This window comes from Streptomyces sp. 13-12-16, assembly GCF_002114215.1.
Taxonomy (GTDB): domain Bacteria; phylum Actinomycetota; class Actinomycetes; order Streptomycetales; family Streptomycetaceae; genus Streptomyces.
Window position 1 is genome coordinate 1 of record NZ_NCTE01000255.1, and the last position, 6915, is coordinate 6915.

Below are 6915 nucleotides of genomic sequence, written 5' to 3' on the forward strand. Positions count from 1 at the left end.
CCCATCCCCACCCCCGGCGAGGTCTTCCCCCGACGCAAACCCACCCCGCCCCCGCCGGACCAACACCTGGCCGCCGGCTGACGACCCCCGCTGCCCTACCCTGGACCCATGGACTACGTCTCCGCGCTCCTCCCCCCGGCCGTCATGGCCGTCCTCTTCATCGGCGTGATCCGGGTGATCGTGAAGACCCAGGGCGGCGCCAACAAGACCAAGGAGGACGCCGCGGTCGACGCGGCCCTCGCGCGGGTGCAGGGCTCCCAGCCCGCGCCCAAGGCCGAAGCCTGACCGGCCCGACCCCAGCCGCCCCCCGGCGTACGACCCAAGGTCGTACGCCCTTTTTGTTCATGTTTGCCGACGATCATGCCTGTCCGGCACGCCATTACCGGGATCCGCCACTATTGTTCTGAGTTGTGCCTCGGCCATTGGGAGAACTCGAAGACGCGGTCATGACGCGGGTGTGGAAGTGGAACCGCCCGGTGACCGTTCGGGAAGTCCTGGAAGATCTTCAGAAGGAACGGTCCATCGCGTACACCACGGTGATGACCGTTTTGGACAATCTCCATCAGAAGGGCTGGGTGCGCCGAGAGGCGGAAGGCAGGGCCTATCGATATGAGGCGGTCTCCACTCGCGCCGCCTACGCCGCCGCGCTGATGAACGAGGCGTGGTCGCAGAGCGACAACGCCGCCGCCGCTCTCGTCGCGTTCTTCGGCATGATGAGCGAGGAACAGCGCCAGGCTCTCACCGACGCGGTCCGCATCGTCCAGCTCCCGGAAACCCCCGCCGACGAGAACCCCGGCTCCGCAGAGGGCCGGAGCGGACGATAGCGTCCGCTCATGTCCGCAGACAGCCCCGAAGACGGTCCCGAAGCCAGCCCCGAAGTCCCCGCAAAAGCCATCACGGTCCGACGGGCCCGCACCGGCGATGTCCCCGCCGTGCGCCGGCTCCTTGACGCCTACGTCCGCGGGCGCATCCTGCTCGACAAAGCAACGGTGACGCTTTACGAGGACATCCAGGAGTTCTGGGTCGCGGAACGGGACGACAACGCGGAGGTGGTCGGCTGCGGCGCCCTGCACGTGATGTGGGAAGACCTCGCGGAAGTCCGCACTCTCGCCGTGAAGCCGGGCCTGAAGGGCGCGGGCGTCGGACACCGGCTGCTGGAGAAGTTGCTGGAGACCGCCCGCTGGCTCGGTGTTCGGCGCGTATTCTGCCTGACCTTCGAAGTGGAGTTCTTCGGCAAGCACGGCTTCGTGGAGATCGGCGAGACGCCCGTCGACACCGATGTGTACGCGGAGTTGCTGCGCTCCTATGACGAGGGTGTCGCGGAGTTCCTCGGCCTCGAACGCGTGAAACCGAACACCTTGGGCAACAGCCGGATGCTTCTGCATCTGTGATCTGAGCACGGTGCCCTATGTCCGAAACGCGCATGTTTCCGGGCCGGGTGCGGGCAGTGGGTCTCCGCCAGGGGTTTGTGTTTTTACGGCAAAAGCGGTTTGCTTTCCGGAGTACTGCAGTACTGGATATAACAAGGGGCGGCGATACGGCGGACGCCGGCACACCCCGGCCCTCAAGTTATCGATGAAAGGAAATCCGGTGGCACAGAAGGTTCAGGTCCTTCTTGTCGACGACCTCGACGGCGGCGAGGCGGACGAGACCGTGACGTTCGCGTTGGACGGCAAGACGTACGAGATCGATCTCACCACCGCCAATGCGGACAAGCTCCGTGGCCTTCTCGATCCTTACGTGAAGGGCGGTCGTCGTACCGGAGGCCGTGCTTCGGGCGGGCGCGGAAAGGCGCGTGCCTCTTCCGGCGGCAGCCAGGACACCGCGGCCATCCGCGCGTGGGCGAAGGAGAACGGCTACGAGGTCAACGACCGCGGCCGTGTCCCCGCGTCCATCCGCGAGGCCTACGAGAAGGCCAACGGCTGACCGTCGGCCCGTACGGCGGCGGCGGCGCACGCACGCCGCAGCCGGACCCGGTGGACCTGTGTCGCCACCGTGTTCACCAGTCGCACGAGATCCGGGGGGACGTCCCGGTCCCCCCTCGCACCACCCCTCGTGCCCATCGCCGACAGCGTCGGCAGCGAGGCCTCGGCCCCGCGTCCCGGCTCGGGGGGCCGCAGCCACACGGCGGCCCCCTGCGATCCGTCACGGACCGGGGCGAGCGGCCGGGCGACGGGACCGGCATCACCACTGCCGCCATCGCCGTCGGCAACGGCGCCAGGGGGACAGGGAGCGTCCATGAGACCTCCCGCGCCGATCGCCACCAGGTCCAGCTCCAGCGCGCCCCAGTCCAGCCACTCCAGCAGCCCCGGCAACTCCTCCGCGCTGCCCGCCGCCACCAGCAGCCGCATCCGGCCGTTCCGCAGGGCCACCGGGAATCCCCGCCCGAGCCCTCCCGAGCGCCCCAGGCGCTCCAGCGCCGCGCGCCCCGCCTCCGCGGGCACGTCCAGGACGTCGAAGCGCACCCCCACCGCCAGCCGCACCGGCTCCCCGGGCACTGTGGGCCACCCCAGCGCGTTCTCGTACCAGAGCCGCACCTCCTCGCCGCTCGGCGCGACCGGGCGGCGGGGGAGCGGCGCTGCGGAGGAGACGGTCCGGACCATGCCCGACGCAACGTCCCGACGCCCTCCGGGTTACGCTGGGTGCTCAGGCGTGAGCGAGGGGTGTCGAACAAGGGGGCGTGCGGGGGTGCGGGGAGGCGCAAGGTTGTTCGCCCGTAGCGGAGGGAACCCGTGCACTCGGCATGGACTGTCCGTAGCAGCGGGTAAGACATCCCTAGTGGGAGGGGGCGACACGCAGGGCGGGACGTCTCCCGTTCGCCATGGGCGTACTGGCGAAGGGGGTAACTGCCTGGCCTGCGGGAACATCGTCTCGCACCATCGGGTTGGAGCAGATGTCGGCGTGAGCGGGGTCAGGAGGCCATCGACGGTGTCGGCAGTTGGAATGAGCGGTCCCCGCTTGCGGGACTAAGCTGCGGAAGGACAGGGAGGGGAAGTTCCCCCCACTGCCTGACCGCTCTGAGGAGCGATTAACGATGTTCGAGAGGTTCACCGACCGCGCGCGGCGGGTTGTCGTCCTGGCTCAGGAAGAAGCCCGGATGCTCAACCACAACTACATCGGCACCGAGCACATCCTCCTGGGCCTGATCCACGAGGGTGAGGGTGTCGCCGCCAAGGCCCTTGAGAGCCTCGGGATTTCGCTCGAGGCGGTCCGCCAGCAGGTGGAGGAGATCATCGGGCAGGGCCAGCAGGCCCCGTCGGGTCACATTCCCTTCACCCCCCGTGCCAAGAAGGTCCTGGAGCTGTCGCTCCGCGAGGCCCTTCAGCTGGGCCACAACTACATCGGCACGGAGCACATCCTGCTCGGCCTGATCCGTGAGGGCGAGGGCGTGGCCGCCCAGGTCCTGGTCAAGCTGGGCGCCGATCTGAACCGGGTGCGGCAGCAGGTGATCCAGCTGCTCTCCGGTTACCAGGGCAAGGAGACCGCCACCGCCGGCGGTCCTGCCGAGGGCACCCCCTCCACGTCCCTGGTCCTGGACCAGTTCGGCCGGAATCTCACCCAGGCCGCCCGTGAGTCCAAGCTCGACCCGGTCATCGGGCGCGAGAAGGAGATCGAGCGGGTCATGCAGGTGCTGTCCCGCCGCACCAAGAACAACCCGGTGCTCATCGGTGAGCCCGGCGTCGGCAAGACCGCCGTCGTCGAGGGCCTCGCGCAGGCCATCGTCAAGGGCGAGGTGCCCGAGACCCTCAAGGACAAGCACCTCTACACCCTGGACCTCGGCGCGCTGGTCGCCGGCTCCCGCTACCGCGGTGACTTCGAGGAGCGCCTGAAGAAGGTGCTCAAGGAGATCCGCACCCGCGGCGACATCATCCTGTTCATCGACGAGCTGCACACGCTGGTCGGTGCGGGTGCCGCCGAGGGCGCCATCGACGCCGCTTCGATCCTGAAGCCGATGCTGGCCCGCGGTGAGCTCCAGACCATCGGCGCCACCACGCTGGACGAGTACCGCAAGCACCTGGAGAAGGACGCGGCCCTGGAGCGCCGCTTCCAGCCCATCCAGGTCGCGGAGCCGTCCCTGCCGCACACGATCGAGATCCTCAAGGGTCTGCGCGACCGGTACGAGGCGCACCACCGCGTCTCGATCACCGACGAGGCCCTCGTCCAGGCCGCCACCCTGGCCGACCGGTACATCTCGGACCGCTTCCTGCCGGACAAGGCGATCGACCTGATCGACGAGGCCGGTTCCCGGATGCGCATCCGCCGGATGACCGCGCCGCCGGACCTGCGCGAGTTCGACGAGAAGATCGCCGGTGTCCGCCGCGACAAGGAGTCCGCGATCGACTCGCAGGACTTCGAGAAGGCCGCCTCCCTGCGCGACAAGGAGAAGCAGCTCCTGGCCGCCAAGGCCAAGCGGGAGAAGGAGTGGAAGGCCGGCGACATGGACGTCGTCGCCGAGGTCGACGGCGAGCTGATCGCCGAGGTCCTCGCCACGGCGACGGGCATCCCGGTCTTCAAGCTGACGGAGGAGGAGTCGTCCCGCCTGCTGCGCATGGAGGACGAGCTCCACAAGCGGGTCATCGGCCAGGTCGACGCCGTCAAGGCGCTGTCCAAGGCGATCCGCCGTACCCGTGCCGGTCTGAAGGACCCGAAGCGTCCCGGTGGCTCGTTCATCTTCGCCGGTCCGTCCGGTGTCGGTAAGACCGAGCTGTCCAAGGCGCTGGCGGAGTTCCTCTTCGGTGACGAGGACGCGCTGATCTCCCTGGACATGTCGGAGTTCAGCGAGAAGCACACCGTCTCGCGCCTCTTCGGTTCGCCCCCCGGCTACGTGGGCTACGAGGAGGGCGGCCAGCTCACGGAGAAGGTGCGCCGCAAGCCGTTCTCGGTCGTCCTGTTCGACGAGGTCGAAAAGGCCCACCCGGACATCTTCAACTCGCTGTTGCAGATCCTGGAGGACGGCCGCCTGACCGACTCCCAGGGCCGGGTCGTGGACTTCAAGAACACGGTCATCATCATGACGACCAACCTCGGCACCCGGGACATCTCCAAGGGCTTCAACCTGGGCTTCGCCGCCCAGGGCGACACCAAGACCAACTACGAGCGCATGAAGAACAAGGTCCAGGACGAGCTCAAGCAGCACTTCCGGCCCGAGTTCCTCAACCGCGTCGACGACGTGGTCGTCTTCCCGCAGCTCAGCCAGGACGACATCCTCAAGATCGTCGACCTGATGATCGGCAAGGTCGACGAGCGCCTCAAGGACCGGGACATGGGCATCGAGCTCTCCCAGTCCGCCAAGGAACTGCTCTCCAAGAAGGGCTACGACCCCGTGCTGGGCGCCCGGCCGCTGCGCCGCACCATCCAGCGCGAGGTCGAGGACACCCTCTCCGAGAAGATCCTCTTCGGCGAACTGCGCCCCGGTCACATCGTGGTCGTGGACACCGAGGGCGAGGGCGACACCCAGACCTTCACCTTCCGCGGTGAGGAGAAGTCGGCCCTGCCCGACGTCCCGCCGATCGAGCAGGCGGCCGGCGGAGCCGGTCCGAACCTGAGCAAGGACGCGTAAGCGTCCCACGGCAACCGAAAGGGGCCGGTGCCCGAAAGGCACCGGCCCCTTTCGCGTGCCCGTCTGCCGGCGTGCCCGCGTGCCCGCGTTACGACAGCTGACCGTCGTAGTCCGGCAGCTTGAACGTCCTCTCGGCGTGGCCGCCCGACAGGTCGGTGGCGCTGTTGCCGATGTTGGCGATGATCGTGTAGCCCTTGGCCTCGATGTGGACGCGCTGGGCGGTCTTGTAGTCGGCGACGTTCTTGAACAGGTCGAAGAACCCACGGACGTACAGGCCGGAGGACTCGTAGCCGGCGTGGTCGAGGTTCCAGTCGGTGGGCGCGTGGATGATGCCCGGGCGGGCGGTCACGAAGAACACGGCGACGCCGTGCTCCTGTGCGTACTCCGCGACCTCCAGGACCGGCTCGTTGGCGGGCTGCGGGAAGCTGAACCCGAAGTCGGTCTCCAGCGCGGTGTTGTCGACGTCGAGGACGATCGCCTGCTTCTCGCCCGGCCCGGCGTCCCCGATCCGCTGCTTCAGATAGGGCAGGGCCTGGTCCATGACCGCCCGGCAGTCCCGCTGCCAGGTGTCGTAGTCGACGTCCGCCGCCGCGGTGGCGGCTGCCACCGGGGAGACGGCCGGTGAAGCGGGGGCCGTGGCCTCGGCCGGTGCGGCCAGGGCCACCAGGGCGGCTGCGGAGACGGCGGTGACCGATGCGCGGATCGGCCAGGAGCGTCGGCTTCTCATCTCGTGGGGGTCCTCTCACGTCCGTAAAGCTGCCAACGTGTCGTGTGCATGCTCGTCTGCGAGGGTGACGCGAGGTGAACCGTAGGGTTACCGGGCGGTAGGCGCCTAGAGGCCTGCGCCACATTTATGGAATGGCCGAACCCGGCCCCCGGTGACATGGTGCACAGGCGCTTTGTCCGGTACTAGCCGGAATAGTGGATAAAGCCTGCTCGCAAAACGGACATTTGCCCCACGATTCTGATCGATCGGCTCTAAATGGGGGGTTTCGTCCGGTAAGAGGACTGTGTCAAGAGACGTGCATCTCAGTGCAGATCTACGACTTTTCGTCGTAGGTCACACCTTTGCGCAGTTATGACCGGAGGGGCTACCAATGAATCACCACCGAGGCGCGGTTCCGCCCGCCGGGTGGTTTTCCTACGCCCCCTTCCTGATGAGGTTGAGATGTCCCAGCGCGTCACGCCCCGCTCCTTCCGTACGTCCCAGATCCGCACCCGCGCGGCCGTGCTGGCCGCCGGACTGGGGGCCTCGGTCGTCATGGGAGCCGGGGTTGCGGCCGCCGTCGACACCACGGCCGCGTCCGGCGCCGCCGGCGCCGTCCAGGCGCAGGCCGCCGCCCAGGCCGAGGCCG

General features: G+C 68.2%; 7 protein-coding genes and 1 pseudogene. 6 read left to right on the forward strand and 2 right to left on the reverse strand.

The genetic code is table 11. The features are described 5' to 3' along the window. Positions 1–108: 108 nt before the first annotated feature. The 4 genes from B7767_RS44560 (at position 109) to B7767_RS11520 (ending at position 1926) form a co-directional block, all read left to right on the forward strand. Positions 109–285, forward strand: coding sequence for a hypothetical protein (locus tag B7767_RS44560; RefSeq protein ID WP_107485999.1), 177 nt, complete (start codon positions 109–111; stop codon positions 283–285). 161 nt (positions 286–446) lie between these two features. Next, positions 447–824, forward strand: a complete 378-nt coding sequence (locus B7767_RS11510; protein WP_030835991.1) for a BlaI/MecI/CopY family transcriptional regulator — start codon at positions 447–449, stop codon at positions 822–824. 9 nt (positions 825–833) lie between these two features. After that, positions 834–1391 (forward strand): amino-acid N-acetyltransferase, encoded by a 558-nt coding sequence (locus B7767_RS11515; protein ID WP_085572120.1) that lies wholly within the window; start codon positions 834–836, stop codon positions 1389–1391. Between the two features lie 199 nt (positions 1392–1590). Beyond that, complete coding sequence (locus tag B7767_RS11520) at positions 1591–1926, forward strand: Lsr2 family protein (RefSeq protein ID WP_004928054.1); 336 nt, start codon at positions 1591–1593, stop codon at positions 1924–1926. On the opposite strand, the gene B7767_RS11525 is transcribed toward B7767_RS11520, so the two are convergent. Further along, the gene (locus tag B7767_RS11525) at positions 1905–2603 is read right to left on the reverse strand and encodes an SCO3374 family protein (protein WP_085572121.1); all 699 of its coding nucleotides are present in this window, start codon (positions 2601–2603) and stop codon (positions 1905–1907) included. The two genes, B7767_RS11520 and B7767_RS11525, sit on opposite strands and share 22 nt — an antisense overlap. 431 nt (positions 2604–3034) lie before the next feature. Here B7767_RS11525 and B7767_RS11535 point away from each other — a divergent pair, with 431 nt between their 5' ends. Then, a complete protein-coding gene (locus tag B7767_RS11535) occupies positions 3035–5560 on the forward strand; it encodes an ATP-dependent Clp protease ATP-binding subunit (RefSeq protein ID WP_085572122.1) in 2526 nt (841 codons plus the stop codon). An 88-nt stretch (positions 5561–5648) separates the two neighbouring features. Here B7767_RS11535 and B7767_RS11540 read toward each other — a convergent pair whose 3' ends face one another. Then, the gene (locus B7767_RS11540) at positions 5649–6287 is read right to left on the reverse strand and encodes an HAD family acid phosphatase (protein ID WP_085572123.1); all 639 of its coding nucleotides are present in this window, start codon (positions 6285–6287) and stop codon (positions 5649–5651) included. A gap of 441 nt (positions 6288–6728) precedes the next feature. On the opposite strand from B7767_RS11540, the pseudogene B7767_RS11545 reads away from it, so the two are divergent. After that, positions 6729–6915, forward strand: a pseudogene (locus B7767_RS11545) (M23 family peptidase); the annotation flags it as partial.